This is a genomic window from Rhodococcus sp. BP-316, assembly GCF_019836105.1.
In the GTDB taxonomy this organism is placed as follows: domain Bacteria; phylum Actinomycetota; class Actinomycetes; order Mycobacteriales; family Mycobacteriaceae; genus Rhodococcoides.
The window spans coordinates 53922-71632 of record NZ_JABUEE010000001.1; the positions used below are offsets into that span (position 1 = coordinate 53922).

Annotated in this window: 16 protein-coding genes and 1 pseudogene; 10 read left to right on the forward strand and 7 right to left on the reverse strand. The window is 69.5% G+C overall.

Annotated features, from left to right (window positions below):
- Nucleotides 1–109: 109 nt before the first annotated feature.
- Together HQ312_RS00255 and HQ312_RS00260 are read right to left on the reverse strand one after the other, a co-directional pair.
- Nucleotides 110–1063: a M56 family metallopeptidase gene (locus tag HQ312_RS00255; protein ID WP_027505428.1), complete on the reverse strand. Its 954-nt coding sequence runs from the start codon at nt 1061–1063 to the stop codon at nt 110–112.
- Nucleotides 1064–1105: 42 nt separating this feature from the next.
- On the reverse strand, nt 1106–1495 hold the full coding sequence (locus tag HQ312_RS00260; protein ID WP_027505427.1) for a BlaI/MecI/CopY family transcriptional regulator: 390 nt from the start codon (nt 1493–1495) through the stop codon (nt 1106–1108).
- 130 nt (nt 1496–1625) lie between these two features.
- On the opposite strand from HQ312_RS00260, the gene HQ312_RS00265 reads away from it, so the two are divergent.
- A complete protein-coding gene (locus HQ312_RS00265) occupies nt 1626–2924 on the forward strand; it encodes an alpha/beta hydrolase-fold protein (RefSeq protein WP_308123747.1) in 1299 nt (432 codons plus the stop codon).
- Nucleotides 2921–5524: a bifunctional lysylphosphatidylglycerol flippase/synthetase MprF gene (locus HQ312_RS00270; RefSeq protein ID WP_374198268.1), complete on the forward strand. Its 2604-nt coding sequence runs from the start codon at nt 2921–2923 to the stop codon at nt 5522–5524. Before HQ312_RS00265 ends, HQ312_RS00270 begins: the two co-directional genes overlap by 4 nt.
- 3 nt (nt 5525–5527) lie before the next feature.
- Here HQ312_RS00270 and HQ312_RS00275 read toward each other — a convergent pair whose 3' ends face one another.
- The 3 genes from HQ312_RS00275 to HQ312_RS00285 form a co-directional block, all read right to left on the reverse strand.
- Nucleotides 5528–6385: an ABC transporter ATP-binding protein gene (locus tag HQ312_RS00275; RefSeq protein WP_056444458.1), complete on the reverse strand. Its 858-nt coding sequence runs from the start codon at nt 6383–6385 to the stop codon at nt 5528–5530.
- Nucleotides 6382–7410, reverse strand: coding sequence for an iron chelate uptake ABC transporter family permease subunit (locus HQ312_RS00280; protein WP_081821226.1), 1029 nt, complete (start codon nt 7408–7410; stop codon nt 6382–6384). The genes HQ312_RS00275 and HQ312_RS00280 overlap by 4 nt, the downstream gene beginning before the upstream one ends.
- Before the next feature lie 65 nt (nt 7411–7475).
- Nucleotides 7476–9011, reverse strand: coding sequence for an iron ABC transporter permease (locus tag HQ312_RS00285; RefSeq protein WP_222637501.1), 1536 nt, complete (start codon nt 9009–9011; stop codon nt 7476–7478).
- A gap of 172 nt (nt 9012–9183) precedes the next feature.
- On the opposite strand from HQ312_RS00285, the gene HQ312_RS00290 reads away from it, so the two are divergent.
- The 8 genes from HQ312_RS00290 (at nt 9184) to HQ312_RS00325 (ending at nt 15092) form a co-directional block, all read left to right on the forward strand.
- On the forward strand, nt 9184–9897 hold the full coding sequence (locus tag HQ312_RS00290) for a hypothetical protein (protein ID WP_222631275.1): 714 nt from the start codon (nt 9184–9186) through the stop codon (nt 9895–9897).
- Between the two features lie 159 nt (nt 9898–10056).
- Nucleotides 10057–10494, forward strand: a complete 438-nt coding sequence (locus tag HQ312_RS00295; RefSeq protein WP_222631273.1) for a PaaI family thioesterase — start codon at nt 10057–10059, stop codon at nt 10492–10494.
- Nucleotides 10495–10575: 81 nt separating this feature from the next.
- A complete protein-coding gene (locus tag HQ312_RS00300) occupies nt 10576–10878 on the forward strand; it encodes an urease subunit gamma (protein ID WP_027505419.1) in 303 nt (100 codons plus the stop codon).
- A gap of 10 nt (nt 10879–10888) precedes the next feature.
- Nucleotides 10889–11221 (forward strand): urease subunit beta, encoded by a 333-nt coding sequence (locus HQ312_RS00305; RefSeq protein WP_027505418.1) that lies wholly within the window; start codon nt 10889–10891, stop codon nt 11219–11221.
- Entirely contained in the window at nt 11221–12942 is a 1722-nt protein-coding gene (locus tag HQ312_RS00310) for an urease subunit alpha (protein ID WP_222637502.1), read from the forward strand. The genes HQ312_RS00305 and HQ312_RS00310 overlap by 1 nt, the downstream gene beginning before the upstream one ends.
- On the forward strand, nt 12942–13604 hold the full coding sequence (locus HQ312_RS00315; protein WP_222637503.1) for an urease accessory protein UreF: 663 nt from the start codon (nt 12942–12944) through the stop codon (nt 13602–13604). Before HQ312_RS00310 ends, HQ312_RS00315 begins: the two co-directional genes overlap by 1 nt.
- A 26-nt stretch (nt 13605–13630) precedes the next feature.
- A complete protein-coding gene (gene ureG, locus HQ312_RS00320) occupies nt 13631–14311 on the forward strand; it encodes an urease accessory protein UreG (protein ID WP_027505415.1) in 681 nt (226 codons plus the stop codon).
- Nucleotide 14312: 1 nt separating this feature from the next.
- The gene (locus HQ312_RS00325; RefSeq protein WP_308123748.1) at nt 14313–15092 is read left to right on the forward strand and encodes an urease accessory protein UreD; all 780 of its coding nucleotides are present in this window, start codon (nt 14313–14315) and stop codon (nt 15090–15092) included.
- Nucleotides 15093–15261: 169 nt separating this feature from the next.
- On the opposite strand, the pseudogene HQ312_RS00330 reads toward HQ312_RS00325, so the two are convergent.
- Both HQ312_RS00330 and HQ312_RS00335 read right to left on the reverse strand, forming a co-directional pair.
- Nucleotides 15262–16600 (reverse strand): annotated as a pseudogene (locus HQ312_RS00330) (NAD(P)/FAD-dependent oxidoreductase); the annotation flags it as partial.
- A 78-nt stretch (nt 16601–16678) separates the two neighbouring features.
- Nucleotides 16679–17629: an NADP-dependent oxidoreductase gene (locus HQ312_RS00335; RefSeq protein ID WP_222637504.1), complete on the reverse strand. Its 951-nt coding sequence runs from the start codon at nt 17627–17629 to the stop codon at nt 16679–16681.
- Between the last annotated feature and the right edge of the window lie 82 nt (nt 17630–17711).

Sequence of the window (17711 nt, forward strand, 5' to 3'; positions counted from 1 at the left end):
TCGGAGCGACGGCGAAATTTGTGCCATATCGACTAACGGATGGTTCTGATGAACCACGGGTAACACTACGCGACGAGTGGTGCCGATGCCGACTCGTGTGAGCCAGTAGTCACGAACCGTGTCGTGCGAGGCGCGTCAGCTCGGTCAACCACGGCACGGCGACGTAGATGGTCGGCACCACGAGGATGGCCGCCGACGCGAGATAGGCGAGAGTGGCGACACCCGGGGTGGAACCGGGAGTGGCCAACCGGCGCACCCGCACCAGCGTGCTCGGCCCACCCGCGGCCAGCGCTCCCCGCGGCGCCGATGATCCGGAGCAGGCCACGAGAGCGCGGGCGAGGGGACGAGGGCCCGTGACGCGCACCGCGGAATCGTCCGCGAGCAGCTCGACCAGCAGCTGCACCGACCCCAGCGCGGACCGGCTGCGCACGACGTGCGGGAACGCCTGGTTGACGGCCATGAACGCCTCGAGAACGAGATCGTGCCGCGCGCGCAGGTGGGAGCGTTCGTGGGTCAGGATGGCGGCCAGCTCGTCGTCGTCCAGGTTGGACAACGTGCCCTCGCTGACCACGACGCGTTGCCGCAGTCCGGGCAGGCAGTAGGCGATGGGGTCGAGGCTCTCGAGGACCCGCACGTCGGTTCCGTGGGCACTGGTCTCGCCCGCACTGCGATCGAGGATGTCGACCAGCGTGCGGTGTCGCGCACGCCGTCGTCGGGTCTTGATCGCCACCAGGGACGTGGCCCAGACGAGCCGCGCACCGATGACGAGGGTGATCGCGAGCACCGTCACGTAGAGGATCCACAGCGGGAGGCCGAGGGCGTCGATCTCGGCCGTCGGCGCCGTGGTGGGCCGACCGTCCGGTCCGGGGACGAGCAGCTGGCTCGCGATCGCGAGACCGGAACTGAAGGCCGAGAGCACCGCGGCGAGTGCGATCGCCTGCCACAGCACCAGGGCGGCGCGCGGTGTCCGGTGCGGCCACGTCGCACGGGACAGCATCGCGGGAACCGGTCCCGTCAGGATCAACGCGAGTACCGCGAAGACCAGTGCTGTCGGTGCGTTCATGTCCTCACCGTCGTGTGGGAGGGAGTGTCGAGGGTCGAGAGGTCAGGCGTTGGAGGAACCGTCGTCCTGCGTCTCCAGTGCCGCGAGGGCCTCCCGGAGTGCGGCGGCCTCGTCGGCGCCGACCCGACCCACGAAGTGGACCAGGGCAGCAGCGCGTCCGCCCGAGCGGTCGGCCTGCTGGAGGGCGTCGACCATGAGGCTGGCGACAAGCTCTTCGCGCCCATGTACCGGAGCGTACCGATGCGCGCGGTCGTCCCGCTGCTGGGTGACGAGCTTCTTCTTCGCCAGACGCTGCAGGACCGTCATGACCGTCGTGTACGCGAGCTCACGCTTCGACGCCAGTGCCTCGTGGACCTGACGGACGGTCTGCGGCTCCGAACTCGACCACAAATGTTCCATCACTGCTCGTTCGAGATCGCCCAGGCCTGCCATTCGTCAGATGATACGGCCACTCCGACGCAAATGCGTACTACACGATGTAGCAGCGGGTCGTCGCACGTCGGCGCGCGTCCACCGGCGCGGAAACACGCGTCGAGAACTACTGCGCGACTACTGTTGCGCCGTGGCATTCGTCGACACGTCGTTGGTCAGTGGACCGGTCCCGATCGTCGTCACGGTCGTCGGAGTGCTCGGGCTCGTCTGGCTCGTGCTCGCGCGGCGTCGGCGGCACCTCACCCGCGCCGTCCCGGTGGCCGTCTCGGTGGCGGCCGTCCTCACGGTGGCGGCGTGGTTCGGCATCGAGAAGATCTGGCGGGTCTTTCCCGATCCCGTCGAGACGTCGGTCTACGTCTGGGTCGGTCTCGGAGTCCTGGGTCTGTTCCTCCTCGTACCGCGGATGCTGGCCGCGACACGGTGGTGGACCCGCGTGGTGACCGTGATCGCGACGGTGGCCGTGGTCGCGACGTCCGCGCTGCAGGTCAACCTGGTCTTCGACGCCTACCCCACCGTCGGTACCGCCCTGGGGATCTCGTCCGTGCAGGAAGTGGACGTCGACGACGTCACCGGCCGCACAGCGGACCCGATCACCGGTACACCTCTCGCGAGCGTGTGGACCGCCCCCGCCGACATGCCGACCGGTGGTCGCATCCTGGACACGCCGATCCCGGGCACGGAGTCGGGTTTCTCCGCTCGGAACGCGAAGGTCTACCTGCCGCCCGCGTACTTCACCGCACGCCGGCCGCTGCTGCCCGTCCTCGTGCTGCTCGCCGGCCAACCCGGAGCGCCCGACGACTGGCTCACCGGCGGCCGGTTGGTCCAGACGATGGACGCCTACGCCGCCGATCACGCAGGTCTCGCACCCGTCGTGGTGGTGGCGGACGCGACCGGGTCCACCATCGCCAATCCGCTCTGCGTCGACTCTCCGCTCGGCAACGTGGCGTCCTATCTGGCGAAGGACGTGCCGGCGTGGGTGAACGCGACCCTGCAGGTGGACACCGATCCGGCGCACTGGGCGATCGGCGGGCTCTCCTACGGCGGTACCTGCGCCATGCAGATGACCACCAACTATCCGCAGCTCTATCCGACCTTCCTCGTTCTCTCGGGGCAGCTCGAACCGACGTTGGGGGACAAGCAGCGCACGCTGGACGCGGCGTTCGGCGGAAGCGAGGCCGCATTCGAGGCCGTGAACCCGATGAACCTCATGGCCACACGCCAGTACCCGACCAGCGCCGGCGCCTTCGTCGTCGGCGCCAGTGATCCCGATTACCAGAACTCGGCGAAGCAGCTGCTCGCCGCCGCACAGAAAGCCGGAATGGACGTGCGTTATGCCGAGGTCCCGGGTGGACATAGTTACGAGACGTGGTCTGCGGGCCTGAAGCTGGAGCTGGACTGGCTCTGCACCCGGCTGGGGTTGACGTCGTGACCGATCCGTCCGCCGCAGGATCTTCTGCACCGGGCCCGGTCGCCCGTGCGCGGACCGACATCGCCGCGTGGTGGGGACGAACCCGTCGTCAGGGCGCACGGTTGTGGTCCACGATCGCCTACGGCGCCAAGGGGGCTCCGGTCAGCCTGGCACTGCTGGCCGTCATGTGGCTGGGGTTGGTCGTACTCTCCCTCACCACGCGCAGCTATCGCAGCTTCCTCGACCACCACACCGCGCTGGGCATCGTTCCGATCGAGAACCTGCGGCTCTGGACCCCCGTCACGTCGGGGCTGTTCGCCGTGGGGGTGGCCGCCTTCGTCGTCGCCACCGCGTTGTTCCTCGTCGTGGCCGCGCCGATCGAGCACCGGATGGGTACCCGGCGCTTCGCGGTCGCCGTCCTGGTGACCCAGGTGGGCGGCTCGCTGCTGGGTCTCGCGCTGGCCGCTCTCGGGCAGTTGCTCGACGAGGGGTGGGGCTTTCAGCTCCATCTCGGTGTCACCTCGGGCCCCACGGCCTGGATCCTCGGCACGCTGATGGTGGCCAGCGCGAACATGGGAACGCTCTGGCGTCGGCGGGTGCGGGTGGGCCTCGTGGCGCTGACCGTCGTGATGGCCCTGTTCGGTGGCCATCTCGCCGACATCACCGCGCTCGGCTCGGTCGTGGTCGGTGCAGTGGCGGGTCCGTTGATCGTCGGACGATCCTCTCGCGCGACTCATCTCGCCGGTACCCGCCGCGAGGGTCGGGTGCTGGTGGCCCTCATCGTCGCCGCGTCCGCGATCGGCCCGATGATCGCTGCCTTCTCGCCCAATGCGGTGGGCCCGTTCGCCGTCCTGCGCGAACTGTTCCGCAGCCAGGAGTGGACGCTCGACGAGGTGAACCTGGTCTGTGGTGCAGATCCGGGGTCCACCGACTGCCGACGCGGGCTGCTCGATCTCCGACTCGGCGGAGTGGGACCGGTGCTGGCCAGCGTCATGCCCTCGGTCTATCTGCTGGTCCTCAGCGACGGACTGCGCCGCGGGCGTCGGTTCGCCTGGATCGGTGCGATGGTCTCGCAGGTCGTGCTGCTGGCCCTCGCGCTCGCCAACTACCTGATCCGCTTCGCCGATCTGGACAACGGCGACACGCTGTTCTACGGCGTCGCAGATCCGACGCTCTACCGCACCGCCGTCCCGTTCGTCGTCCCCCTGGCGGTCATGGCACTGCTGGTGGTCACGCGCAGGAACTTCGACGTGTCCGCGCCTGCCGGTACTTACACGCGACTGTGGGCCACCGTGGTCGGGGCCGGCGCGGTTCTCGCCGTTCTCTACGTCGCCGTCGGCGCGCTGATCCGGTCCGGCTTCGACGGCAGCCCGGGAGTGCTGACGCTGCTCGGCGACTTCCCGCAGCGCCTCGTGCCCCCGGTTCTGCTGCAGTGGTTCGACCCGCCCTTCCTGCCGACGAGCTGGCTCGCCACCGTGCTCTACGAATGGACGGGCATCGTGTTCTGGGCGGTGCTGGTCGTCGCGACCGCGGGATCGTTCGTGAGACCGGCGTACGGCGTGGAGACCGACGCCACCGAGCGCGCCCGGGCGGTGCTGACGAGCAGCAGCGGCAGCGCCCTGTCCTGGATGACGACGTGGCGCGGCAACCGGTACTGGTTCTCGCCCGACGGTCACAGTTACGTCGCGTTCCGGGTGATCTCGGGTATCGCCCTCACCACCGGCGATCCGGTGGGTCCGCCCGCGGACCGGGAGGCGGCCATCGTCGGCTTCTCCGAGTACGCCGCCGCGAACGGATGGTCGCCCTGCTTCTACTCGGTGACGCCGGACGTCGCGGCGATCACCGGCGCTCTGGGCTGGGAGAGCATCCAGGTGGGGGAGGAGACCGTGCTCCCGCTCGCGGATCTCGCCTTCACGGGCAAGAAGTTCCAGGACGTCCGCACCGCGGTGAACCGGGCGAAGAAGGCCGGTGTCGAGGCCGAGTGGATCTCGTTCCCGACGGCGCCGCTGGCGATCACGGACCAGATCACCGCGATCTCCGAGGAATGGGTCGCCGACAAGGGCATGCCCGAGATGGGCTTCACGCTCGGCGGCCTGGACGAGGTCGACGATCCGCAGGTCCGGTGCCTCATCGCCGTGGACGAGCAGCGCACCGTGCACGGCATCACCTCGTGGATGCCGGTGTACCGCGACGGCGTCGTCGTGGGCTGGACCCTGGACTTCATGCGCCGTCGGTCCGAGGGCTTCCGGCCCGCGATGGAATTCCTCATCGCGTCCGCCGCACTGTCCCTGCAGGAGGAGGGCGCGCAGTTCCTCAGTCTGTCGGGAGCGCCGCTGGCCAAGGTGGGCGATCCGACCGAGGACACGGCGCAGACGTCGACACTCTCGGGGATGCTCGAGCGTCTGCTCGACGTCGTGGGCCGCACGCTCGAACCGGTCTACGGCTTCCGGTCGTTGCTGGCGTTCAAGTCGAAGTTCCAGCCGGTGTACGAGCCGATGTACATGACGTTCCCCGATCCGGCTGCGCTACCGAGCATCGGCAACGCCATCGGACGGGCCTACCTGCCGGACGTGTCCTTCGGTCAGAGTGTCCGGCTCGTGAAGACGATGATCGACCGCTGACCGTCAGGCCGGTCGGATGCCGGCGCCCGCCCGGACGTGGCGGGTGCCGATGGGCACGATCAGCGGACGATCGGAGACCGGGTCGTCGATGACGGCCGCGGACAGGCCGAAGACGTCGAAGAGCATCTTCTCGGAGATGACCTCGGACGGCGTACCGCTGGCGACGATCGCTCCCTCGTGCATGACCACGAGACGGTCGCTGTAGCGGACGGCCAGGTTGAGGTCGTGCAGCACCATCACCACGGTCCGGCCCATCTCGTCGTGCATCCGGTCCACCAGGTCGAGGACCTCGATGGAGTGCGCGAGATCGAGGTAGGTGGTCGGCTCGTCGAGGAGCAGGACGTCGGTGCCCTGCGCCAGTGCCATGGAGATCCAGGCACGCTGGCGCTGTCCTCCCGAGAGCTGGTCGACGGGACGTTCGGCGAGATCCTCGATACCGGTGAGCTTCAGCGCACGCGCCACCTCGGACTCGTCGTCGCGGGACCACTGCCGGATCCAGGACTGGTGGGGATGGCGGCCTCGTGCCACCAGGTCCGCCACCGTCAGCCCCTCCGGGGCGATCGGTGACTGCGGGAGCACCCCGAGAGTGCGCGCGACGTCGCGGGTCTTCATGTGACCGATCGCCTTGCCGTCCAGCGTCACCTGGCCCTGGCGCGGGGACAGCAGGCGGCCGAGGGCGCGCAGCAGAGTCGACTTGCCGCAGCCGTTGGGTCCGATGACCGTCGTGACGACGCCGGTGTGGATCTCGAGGTCGAGCCCCTCGATGATGATGCGGTCGCCGTAGCCGACCGAGATGTTCTCCGCGGCGAGACGGTGCGGAGGTGTGGCTCCGGTGATCTCCGGATGCGCGTGCACGCTCATACTGTCGCCTTTCGGTTGACTCGGACCAGCAGATAGAGGAGGAAGGGTCCGCCGAGGACGGACGTGACGATGCCGACGGGGAGCTCGACCGGCAGAATCGTGCGCGCCACCAGGTCGGACCCCACCACGGTGACGGCGCCGGTGAGGGCCGAGGCGATCAGCGGAGGCTCGGCGCACCGGGTCAGCCGCAGGGCGATCTGCGGCGCGGCGAGGGCCACGAATCCGATCGGGCCGGCGACGCTCGTGGCGATGGCGGCCATCGCGACCGAGATGACGAGCAGGACGGCCTGGGACCGCTGCACGTCCACGCCCAGCGAGCGGGCGGTGTCCGGCCCGAGCCGCATGGCGGACAGTCGGAACGACATGATCACCGAGCCCGCTCCGAGAACGACCACGGCGGCGGTGACGGGCCACACCTGCGACCACGTGGCGCCGGACAGCGTCCCGGTGAGCCACAGCTGGGCGCGGGTGACGTCGGTGATGTCGGCATTGACCAACATCCAGCCGATCAGCGCGACCATCATGGCGTTGATCGCGATGCCCACGAGCACCAGCCGCATGCCCTGCACTCCGCCCCGCCACGACAACAGGTACACCAGCGCTGCGGTGAGCAGCCCGCCGACGAGAGCGGCGAGGGTCACGCCGAGCGTGGCGAACAGGCCCACGGCCGTACTGGTGCCGCTCAGGACGATCAGCGAGATGGCGGCGACGCTCGCGCCGGACGTGATGCCGAGAATGTCCGGGCTCGCGAGTGAGTTGCGGGTGATCGACTGCATCAACGCGCCGGAGACGGCGAGCGCGGCGCCGACGAGCGCGCCCGTGAGGGCACGCGGCAGGCGGAGGTCCATGACGACGAAACGCTCGATCCGCGAGCCGCCGCCCACCAACACGTTCACGACGTCCGGGATCGACAGCGGGTAGTCGCCGCGCCCGACGTTCAGACAGAACACGAGGAACAGCACGATCGCGAGGGCGAGGGTGACGAGCACCCTGGCGGGGCGACGCACCGTCGACAGCGGTCCCATGCGGAAGGCCGGGCGACCCGCCACCGACGGCGCGGTCGCCGCGGAACGGACGGTCGGGTGGGCGGTCACAGCGACACCAACGTCCGACGGCGTACCAGGGCGATGAAGAACGGCGCGCCGATCAGCGCGAGCACGATGCCGACCTGCAGTTCACCGGGCCGCACGACGACGCGACCGATGACGTCGGCGAGCACGAGCAGGACACCGCCCAGCGCGCCGGCGAACGGGAGCAGCCAGCGATAGTCCGGGCCGGTGATGGCACGCGCGATGTGGGGCACCACCAGTCCGACGAAGGCCACGGGCCCACACGCAGCGGTCGCCGCGCCGGTCAGGAGTGTGATGGCCACGATGCCGACGACGCGCGTGAGGGTGATGTTGGTGCCCAGTGAGCGGGCGACGTCGTCACCGAGGCTGATCGTGTTGAGGGCGGGCGTGCCCGCGACGGCGATGATCAGCCCGATGACGATGAACGGGAGCACTGTCCAGAAGATGTCCGGCCCGCGTCCCGAGACGGAGCCGACGACCCAGAACCGGTAGCTGTCGAGGGTGGTCTGATCGAGCAGCACCACCGCGTTGGTCATGGCCTGCAGGAAGAACGCGATCGCGGCTCCCGCGAGGGCCAACGACAGCGGGTTGGCCCGCGCCCCGCCCAGAGACGCGGTACCGAACACGACGATGCTGGCGGCGGCAGCGCCGGCGAAGGCGAACCAGAGGTAGCCACCGGGGGACGTGATGCCGAAGAGGTAGATCGCCATGACGACGAAGAAGGCGGCACCGGCGTTGAGGCCGAGCAACCCGGCATCGGCGAGCGGATTGCGGGTGTGGCCCTGGATCAGGGCGCCGGCGACACCGAGTGCGATGCCCACGACGAGTCCCAGGATCGTGCGGGGGAGGCGTAGCGACCGGACGATCACGTCGGTGTCGGTCCCGGTGGCGGAGAACAGCGCATGGAAGATCTCGGCGAAGGTGAGCGGCCGCGCACCGACGGCCACGCTCATGAGCGCGACGAGCACGATGGCGGCGACGAGGATGATCAGTCCGGAGGTGCGGCGTCGACGGGTCGCTGCCGAGGAGGTGTCCGGAGCGACCGGTTCGAAGTCCTCCGCGACCGCGACGGTGAGCCGGACCGTCTCGACACCGGGCTTCCGACGCAGCGTCAGCGCAGGTCGGACGCCCACCGCGTCACCGGTCTCGGCGTCCCGCAGCACGAGGGCGAACAGGGACTTTCCGACGCTCTGTCCGGCGCGACCGTCCCGGAACCCCCGGTTCCACACCAGCACACCCGCGGCCGCGAGCACCGCGATGACGCCGAAGACCGCGCGGTCGACCTGGCCGCCGCCGTTGTCGTCGGCGAGCGATCGGACGACGACGAGGCCGAGCACGAGGGGGAGCAGGACGACACCGACGTCGACCGCCGAGGCTGCCGCGACGGTCACCCGGCCGGGCGCCCGCCGATCCGCGTCGGCGATCGAGTAGTCGCGATCGGGACGAACCGTGGTGCCGGGCTCGGGGAGGTCGTTCGGGCCGGGGTGAGATGCGAGAGGTCCGGACGCGGTGTCGGTCACGCGGTCCTCCTCGATCGGTGTGGTGGTGTCTCTCATGGAAGGTTACGCAAGCCTAAGCAGTCGTGTGGCGGCGCGGTCTCGCGGTGATGCGAACCACACCCGGTTGTCTTCGATGTATTGGTTAGGCTTACCTTATGACTCGACCGGTCGCCTCGACCGGTCGGTGCGTGTCACCGTCCGGGCACCTGCAGACGAGGAGTTCCATCCGATGACAGTCACGATCGACACCGTCGTCTCACCGCACGATCGTCGAGCCGCGGTGTCCACCGCCTTCCGGCACACCATGACCGCTCTGCGACACCTCGATCCGGAGGCCCCCCGCGTGTACGCCGTCGCGGACATGGCCGAGCAGAGCAAGCGTCGCTGGTGGTCGTTCGCCACCGGGCTCGAGTCGGGCCGCTTCGAGGCCCTGCTGCGCCGGTCGTCGCTCGACCATCCGGACCCGCGTCGTGCGGTGGACCAGGTGGCGGCCGCACTCGTGCACGCGGTCGTGGGACGGTCGGCCGCGGCGTTCGTCGGATGTGGACGGGTGTGGGACCCCGGCCCCGAGAATCTCTGGATCCATCTCGACAGCGACGTGGGCATCGACTGGGCGGGCGTGCGGGACACCGCGCTGCGCTCGGTGTCCGGCTCGGGCGCGACCGCGGGAACGGTGGTCATGCCGTGCGACGAGGCGCTCGCGGCCTGGACCGCGCATCGCGCTGCTCGCTCGCTCGAGGTCGCCGCGGCAGGGTTGTCCGCGCTCGGTCCTCTGGACGTCACGCAGATGAGCCGCATCGTGGGCGAGTCGGTCCTCGGCGCCTCGGCACGAGTTCCGTTGCTGGGTGGCGTCTCTCGTGACGGCGGCTGGCGCAGGGGTCAGATGCTCCTCGATGCGTTCGTCGACGCGGGGTGGCGCGTTCGGTTACGGCGACCTGCGTGACTTAGGCAAGGCTATCCTGTAAAGTCTGAGCCACACGAACTTCGGATCGTGCCGACGTCCTGAGGGCTGCAGCGACGTCGGCGTCCGTGCCCCGGCGGGCCTCGCGACACACTGCGAGGCCCGCCGCTTCGTGTCCGTCCACGTGATTCACTGAACGCCATGAACGATGTGTCACCGTCGGTGTCGGACGAACTTCGAGAGCAGCTGGACAGCGGTTTCGGGAAGGTGCTGGGTCTGCAGTTCCGCGAACTGGGACCCGATCGGGTCACCGCGGAGTGGACCGTGCGCCCGGAACTCCTGCAGCCGTTCGGGATCGTGCACGGCGGCGTGCACTGCGCCGTCGTCGAGTCGCTGGCGAGCACGGCGGGCGCCCTGTGGTTGGGGGATCGCGGCCACGTCGTCGGAGTCAACAACACCACCGATTTCATCCGCGCCGCCCGCGAGGGCGTGCTCACCGCCGAGGCACTGCCCGTGCACCGCGGGCGGACCCAGCAGATCTGGACCGTCACCATCACCGATGCCGCGGACCGTCTCATCGCCCGCGGCCAGGTCCGACTGCAGAACATCGAGGACACGGGGCGGATCGGCGCGTCCTGACGCGCGTCCGGCGAGCGCGACGGCCGAGGTCGTGCCAGCATTGCCTGTCGCCGTCGTTCGCCGCGAAGGGAAGTGTCCCCCATGAGATTGTCTCCGCACGAGCAGGAGAGGTTGCTGCTCAGCTACGCCGCGGAACTGGCGCGTCGCCGGCAGCAGCGCGGACTCCGGTTGAACCATCCGGAGGCGATCGCGCTGATCACCGACCACCTGCTCGAGGGCGCACGCGACGGGCGGTCCGTGGCGGAACTGATGTCGTCGGGCCGTGAGGTGCTGACCCGCGCCGACGTGATGGACGGCATCCCGGAGATGCTGCACGAGGTGCAGGTGGAGGCCACGTTCCCGGACGGCACCAAGCTCATCACCGTTCATGACCCGATCTCGTGAAGGAGTACGCGTGATTCCCGGAGAGATCATCACCGAGGACGGGTCGATCGAGCTCAACGCCGGTCGTGCGTCGCTCACTCTCGACGTCGTGAACGACGGCGATCGGCCGGTGCAGGTGGGTAGTCACGTCCATCTCCCGCAGGCCAACGCCGCGCTGACGTTCGATCGCGTCGCCGCGCACGGGAAGCGCCTCGACATCCCGGCGGGCACCGCGGTGCGGTTCGAACCGGGTATCGCGCAGGAGGTCGTGCTCGTCGACATCGGCGGTCTCCGCGAGGTTCACGGCATCTCGCTCACCCCGCCCGGCGCACTGGACGACACGACACCCCGGGACGGTCACTGATGGCGTACCTCGATCGTTCGCGCTACGCGGAGCTGTACGGACCCACCACGGGTGACCGGATCCGCCTGGCAGACACCGATCTGCTGATCGAGATCACCGAGGACCGCAGCGGTGGGCCGGGTCTCGCCGGCGACGAGGCCGTGTTCGGTGGCGGCAAGGTGATCCGCGAGTCGATGGGACAGTCGCGGGCCACGCGGGCCGACGGTGCGCCCGACACGGTCATCACCGGTGTCGTGGTTCTCGACCACTGGGGCGTGATCAAGGCCGACGTCGGACTGCGTGACGGACGGATCGTGGCGCTGGGCAAGGCCGGGAACCCGGACACCATGCCGGGAGTGCATCCCGGTCTCGTCATCGGGCCGTCCACCGAGATCATCGCCGGCAACGGCAAGATCCTGACCGCCGGCGCCATCGACTGCCACGTGCACCTCATCGCCCCCCAGCTCATGGAGGAGGCGCTCGGCGGTGGCATCACCACCATCATCGCCGGCGGCACCGGCCCCGCCGAGGGCACGAAGGCGACCACCGTGACCCCGGGTGCCTGGCATCTGGCGCGGATGCTCGAGGCCATGGACGGGTGGCCGCTGAACGTGGCGCTGCTGGGCAAGGGCAACACCGTCTCACCCGACGCGATGTGGGAGCAGTTACGTTCCGGCGCATCGGGATTCAAGCTGCACGAGGACTGGGGCTCGACCCCGGCCGCCATCGACGCGTGCCTGCGGGTCTGCGACGAGGCCGGTGTGCAGGCGGCGCTCCACTCGGACACTCTGAACGAGGCGGGCTTCGTCGAGGACACCCTCGGCGCGATCGCCGGTCGCGGCATCCACTCGTACCACACGGAGGGTGCGGGCGGCGGGCACGCGCCGGACATCATCACGGTCGCCTCGCAGCCCCACGTGCTCCCGAGTTCGACCAACCCGACTCGGCCGCACACGGTCAACACTCTCGACGAGCATCTCGACATGCTGATGGTCTGTCACCACCTCAGCCCGTCCATTCCCGAGGACCTCGCCTTCGCCGAGAGCCGCATCCGCCCCTCGACCATCGCGGCCGAGGATCTGTTGCACGACATGGGTGCCATCTCGATGATCGGCAGCGACTCGCAGGCAATGGGACGCATCGGTGAGGTGGTCATGCGGACGTGGCAGACCGCACACGTGATGAAGAAGCGTCGTGGCTTCCTCGCCGGTGACTACCGTGCGGACAACAACCGCGCGATGCGGTACGTCGCGAAGTACACGATCTGCCCGGCCGTGGCGCACGGACTCGACGGCGAGGTCGGATCCGTCGAGCCCGGCAAGTTGGCCGACCTCGTGCTGTGGGAGCCGGCGTTCTTCGGCGTCCGGCCGCATCTGGTGATCAAGGGCGGCATGATCGCGTGGGCCACCATGGGCGACGCCAACGCCTCGATTCCGACACCGCAGCCGGAACTGCCGCGACCGATGTTCGGAGCGGCACCCAAGGCGGCGGCCGCCACGTCCGTGCACTTCGTCGCGCCCCAGGCGCTCGACGCCGGGCTGGCCGATCGCCTCGACGTCGCGCGTCGATTCGTTCCGGTCGGGAACGTCCGCGGCATCGGAAAGGCACAGATGGTGAACAACGACGCGGTTCCCCGCATCGAGGTCGATCCGGACACCTTCACCGTCCGCATCGACGGCGACGTCTGGACCGAGCAGCCGGCGACGGAGCTGCCGATGGCGCAGCGGTACTTCCTGTTCTGATGACGAATCCGCATTCCGGTGTCGGCCTCGCCACGTTGCTCACCCTCGCCGACTCACGGCTCCCGATCGGTGGGCACGTGCACTCGGGGGGAGTCGAGGAGGCGATCGCCGAGGGACTCGTCCGGGACCTGCCGACGCTCGAGGCGTATCTGCTGCGGCGTATGCGCATCAGCGGCGCCGTGGCGGCGTCGATCGCTGCCGCTGTGGCCGCCGGTGTCCTGCCCGCGGACGCCGCCGATCGCGAGACCGACGCCCGCACGCCGTCTCCTGCGGCTCGCGCCGCGTCCCGCGCCCAGGGGAGGGGATTGCGTCGCCTCGCCGAGACGGTGTGGCCGGACCACGACTGGACGGCGGTCGGACGGCGCCCGCACCTGCCCGTCGTGGCGGGAGTCGTCGGTGCCGTCACCGGCGCGGGACCGTACGAGACGGCGTCCGTGCAGATCTACACGGCCATGACGGGCGCCGCCATCGCCGCCCAGCGACTTCTCGCGTTGGACCCGGGCGCCGTGGCGGGGTGCACCGTGGCGCTCGCGGCCGAGTGCGACCGGGTCGCGGCCTCGGTCGCACGCGCGCTTCCGGCTCTGTCCGACGAATCGGATCCGCTGCTGGACCACCTGGGCGAACGTCACGTCCGGCGCGGACGCCCCCTCTTCGTCTCCTGATCACCCCACAGAAAGAGAGAACACCCATGCCTCCGCATCTCATCGACGGCGAGCCCCACTCCCACGCCCTGGACCGGCCGAAGCGCGTCCGCACACCCGGGGAAGCGCTGCGAGTGGGTATCGGCGGTCCCGTCGGATCCGGCAAGACCGCACTGGTGGCGGCGCTGTGCCGCCAGCTGCGCGAAGAACTGTCGCTGGCCGTGCTGACCAACGACATCTACACGACGGAGGATGCCGACTTCCTGCGCCGTCACGCAGTTCTGCCGGACGAGCGCATCACGGCCGTGCAGACCGGCGGCTGCCCGCACACGGCGATCCGTGACGACATCACGGCGAACCTGGACGCCATCGACGACCTGGTCGACGCCAATCCGCCACTCGATCTGATCCTCGTCGAGTCGGGCGGCGACAACCTCACCGCGACCTTCTCGTCCGGGCTGATCGACGTGCAGATCTTCGTCGTGGACGTCGCCGGCGGTGACAAGGTGCCGCGCAAGGGCGGTCCCGGCGTGACGTTCTCGGATCTGCTCGTGATCAACAAGACCGATCTCGCCCCCATGGTGGGTGCCGACCTCACGGTCATGGAGAACGACGCGGTGCGGGTGCGTGAGGGTCGTCCCACCGCTCTGATCTCGCTCACGGAGGATCCTGCCGCGACGGTGGTGCTCACCTGGGTGCGCGAGCAGCTCGCTGCCGTCGCCGCCTGACGTGACGACGCACGGCGCGCTGCGCTCGACGGTGCTCGTCGTCGCGTCGCGGAGCAGGTCACCGCGCATCGAGGCGGTGGGTGGGCTCGCCGTGCGCCGGACCGGTGTCGACCGCGTCCACCTCGTCGGCTCGGCCGCGACCCCGCTGGGTGGGGACACCATCGACGTCCGGATCGTGGTCGAGGCGGGGGCGCGGCTGCACGTGTGCAGTGTCGCCGCCTCGGTGGCATTGCCCGGGCGCTCGATCGACGTGTCACACGCGTCGTGGACCGTGGACGTCGAGGACGGCGCCGAGGTGATCGTGGACCCGGAACCCACCATCGTCGCCGGATCGGCGGACCACCGATCGTCGGTGTCGCTGCATCTCGGCGACCGGGTACGCGCCGCCGTGCGCGAACGGATCCAGATCGGCCGCACCGGGGAAGTGGACGGCCGGTGGTCGGGTCTCTTTCGAGTCGACGGCGTGGCCGGTCCGGTGCTCCGCCACCGACTCGACCTGGGCAGGGGCGCCGCAGGGCACGACGCTCTGTTCGCGCCGACCGCGTCGATCAGTACGTTGACCTGGCCGGAGTGTCCGTCGGACAGTCCCTCCGGCGACACCGTGGCCGGACTGGAGACGACGATGCCGATGGCCGGAGGCGGAACACTGTCCACCTGGCTCGGCCATCGGCTCCCGGTCACCCGGTCGGTCGCTGCGCTCTCGGCGCGGGGAGATCAGCCTGCGCGCTTGGCCTCCGCGGTCTCCGCCGCTCCGTCGTTCGCGGAGGGCTCCTCGCCCTGACGCTCCGCCGGTGTGGGTGAGGCACCGGAGGCGGCCCGCTTCTCCGTGCTGTCGAGCTGCTTGCTCTGTTCCGCTGCGTCGGCCGTGGCACCGGACTCGCGATCCGCCGCCTTCGAGGTCGCCTCGACCGTGCGGGTGGGGATCGCCACGCCGTCGACGCGGTTCTCCTGCTCGAGCGTGTGGAGTTGCTCGATCGCGAGGCGCGCGAACACCTGCTGTTCGGTGGACGCCATCTGCGCCCGACCCTTGCCCAGGAAGGTGACGAACCAGGAGATCACCGTCGTCAGACGGTTCCGGTATCCCACCTGGTAGAAGAGGTGGAGTCCGAGCCATGCGACCCAGGCGATGAATCCGCCGAACTCCAGCTTGCCGACCTTGCACACGGCGCTGAATCGCGACACGGTGGCCATCGACCCCTTGTCGAAGTACGAGAACGGCTTGCGCTCGGACGGGTTCTGTCCGTCGAGTGACGCCTTTATCTGCTTCACCGCGTACTTGGCGCCCTGGATCGCGCCCTGCGCCATACCCGGGACGTCCTTGACCGACATCATGTCGCCGACCACGAACACGTTGGGGTGTCCCTTGACGGTCAGATCCGGCTCCACCACGACACGGCCCGCGCGGTCGACCTCGGTGCCGTCGGACTGGTCGGCGAGCTGCTTGCCCAGCGGGCTGGCCTGCACGCCGGCGGACCAGACCTTGCACTGCGCCTCGATGCGGCGTTCGGTGCCGTCCTTGTCCTTGACGGTGAGACCGTCGTTGTCGACGCCGGTGACCATCGCGTTGAGCTGGATGTCGACGCCGAGCTTGGTGAGGCGCTTCGCGGCCTTCTCGCCCAGCTTCTTGCCCATCGGGGGGAGCACGGCGGGCGCCGCGTCGAGCAGCACCACCTTCGCGTCCTTGGCGTCGATGTTGCGGAAGGCTCCGTCGAGAGTGCGCGTCGCGAGCTCGGAGATCTGGCCCGCGAGCTCGACGCCGGTGGGGCCTGCGCCGACCACGACGAACGTCATCAGGCGCTCGCGCTCGGCCGGATCGGTGGACAACTCGGCCTGCTCGAACGCGCCGAGGATGCGTCCGCGCAGTTCCAGGGCGTCGTCGATCGTCTTCATGCCGGGTGCGAACTCGGCGAAGTGGTCGTTGCCGAAGTAGGACTGCTGTGCGCCCGCAGCCACGATGAGGCTGTCGAACGGCGTCACGGTCTCGCGCTCGAGCAGCCGCGAGGTGACGGTCTTGTTCGTCAGGTCGATGGTCTCGACGTCACCCATCAGAACCTCGGCGTTCTTCTGCTTGCGCAGGATGACGCGGGTCGCGGGGGCGATCTCGCCGACCGAGAGGATGCCCGTGGCCACCTGGTAGAGCAGTGGCTGGAACAGGTGGTGGGTGGTCCGCGCGATGAGCGTGACGTCCACATCGGCTCGCTTGAGGGCCTGTGTGCCGAAGAGGCCACCAAAGCCGGAACCGATGACGACGACGCGGTGGCGCTTCTTCTCGTTCGTCTCGACGCTCATGTATCCGCTCCTAGATGTCTATGCGTTCTGAGCTCAACGGTAGTCTCCCCACCCCCGCGCGTCTCCGCGAGGCCGTCGTCAGGGGACGAGGACGTACTTGCCGCGCGGGTGGTGCGTCTGCAGTTCGCGGTGGGCGGTGGCCGCCTCCGCGAGGGGAAACGTCCCGGCCACCGTCACGGTGATCACCGATCCGGCCAACTCGAGCAGAGGCAGACGCGCCTCCTTGCGCCGTGCGGCGCTCTCGTGGTTCCCGCCGCCCGCGGACCGGAAACCCTCGTCGGCTGCCCGACCGAAGGCAGTGATGGTCACGATGCGCGTCCGGTCCTGCACCACCACCAGGGACACGTCGATCGCCTCGTCGGTGCCGGCCGTGTCCAGCGCGGCATCCACGCCGTCGGGCGCCGCGGTGCGTACCCGGTCGAGCAGACCGTCGCCGTACGCGACTGCGACGGCGCCGAGGGCGCGCACCGCGTCGAGGTTGCGGGGATTCGCGGTGCCGATCACCTGTGCTTCGCGGTGCAGGGCGAGCTGGACCGCCTGCGAGCCGACGGCGCCGGATGCTCCGTGGATCAGGACGCAGTCGCCCTCCTCGACGCTCGCGAGCTCCGCCATGTCGTAGGCGGTGGCCGCAGTGAGGGAGTACCCGGCCGCTTCCTCCCAGCCGAGCGCCTGCGGTTTCGGCAGCACCGCGTCGGCATCGACGAGAAGGCGATCGGCGTAGGCACCGTCTGCCAGAACGATGACCTCGTCGCCGACACGGACGGGACCCGCCGGTCCGACGGCGTCGCGCCCCACCGCGGACACCACGCCCGACGCCTCGCTGCCGAGGTGCAGCGGGAGTGTGCTCTCGTCCGTCCCGAATGCGCCGCTGTAGAGCTTGTGATCGAACGGATTGACGCCGACGGCGCGAATGTCCACGACGACCTGTCCGGGACCCGGTTCGTCGACCACCTCGTCGCGGATCGCCAGGACGTCGGGTCCACCGAAGGCCGTGGCGACCACGGTGCGTGTCGTTCTCGAACCAGTCATACGAGGACCAACGGTGCCCGGTGCTCCGAATGTTCCCCGGGAGTGCACCGCGTCGGCGGAGTGCTGATCCGACCATCGAGGA